A 1296-nucleotide genomic window follows, 5' to 3' on the forward strand; every position below is an offset into this window, starting at 1 on the left:
ATCACAAACCCGCCCTCATCGGCGCTCTGCAACGACAACATCGTCTGGAACAACGGACCATGAGACAACGACCGCGCCGGGTTGACGGCCTCAACGATTCGCTCGAAGGGGATGTCCTGATGGGCGTAGGCGTCCAGGTCGGTCTCCCGGACCCGGGAGAGCAGTTCGCGGAAGGTCGGGTCACCGGACACGTCCGTGCGCAGCACCAGGGTGTTGATGAAGAACCCGACCAGATCGTCCAACGCCTCATCCGAACGCCCCGCCACCGCGGTGCCGATCGGAATATCCGTACCCGCACCCAACCGTGACAACAGCGCCGCAAGCCCGGCGTGCAACACCATGAACACGGTGGCATCACACGCACGCGCCAACTCCACGATCCGCGCGTGGAGTTCAGAATCGAGCTCAAATCGGGCGACCGCGCCACGGTGGCTCGCGACGGCAGGCCGGGGACGATCCAGCGGAAGCTCCAGCAACTCCGGAGAACTCGCCAACTCCTTCTGCCAGAAAGCCAGCTGTTCCGAAATCAGGCTGTCGGGGTCGTTCTCCTCGCCCAGCACGTCACGCTGCCACAGCGCATAGTCGGCGTACTGCACCGGCAACGCTTCCCAGGCAGGCGCCAGCCCACCCACACGAGCCGTGTAAGCAGCGGACAGATCCCGCGACAGCGGGCCCATCGACCAGCCGTCACCGGCAATGTGGTGCAGCAGAATCAACAGGACGTGCTCACGCTCGGACACCCGGAAGAGAGTGAACCGCAGCGGAACCCCACCAGCCAGATCGAACCCGAACGCCGCCGCCTCCGCCAACGCCGACTCCAACCGGCCCGGCTCCCCCACCTCAACCAACTCGACCACAGGGTGCGCCTGTTCACCGTCCACCACCACCTGGAACGGCTCACCCGACTCCTCCACGAACCGCGTACGCAGCACCTCATGCCGCCCCACCACATCGGCCAGCGCCGCCTCCAGAGCGACATGGTCCAGCTCGCCGGACAGACGCAGAGCGATCGGAATGTTGTACGTCGGACTGGGGCCCTCCACCTGGAAGGCGAACCACAACCGCCGCTGTGCGAACGACAACGGGTACATGGCAGAGCTCCTCTAGAAACTGAAAGCGAGCGGCGCGGGGCAGGAGAAATTCAAGAACTGCGCATGGAACGGAGCGAAGGCCGGGCCCGGCGGGCCGTGCCGATCCGCTCGGCGAGTGCGGCGACGGTTGGTGCTTCGAAGACGGCGCGGATGGAGAGCTCGGCGTCCAGTGCGGTGCGGATGCGACTGGTGAGCCGGGTCACCA

General features: G+C 65.7%; 2 protein-coding genes. Both read right to left on the reverse strand.

The genetic code is table 11. The features are described 5' to 3' along the window. The coding region (locus ACFYM2_RS34740; protein WP_388841888.1) for a condensation domain-containing protein at window positions 1-1091 on the reverse strand (1091 nt) is incomplete at its 3' end. 50 nt (window positions 1092-1141) lie between these two features. Then, window positions 1142-1294, reverse strand: a complete 153-nt coding sequence (locus ACFYM2_RS34745; protein WP_388841891.1) for a phosphopantetheine-binding protein — start codon at window positions 1292-1294, stop codon at window positions 1142-1144. Window positions 1295-1296 lie beyond the last annotated feature (2 nt).

Source organism: Streptomyces sp. NPDC006711 (assembly GCF_042869775.1).
GTDB lineage: Bacteria > Actinomycetota > Actinomycetes > Streptomycetales > Streptomycetaceae > Streptomyces.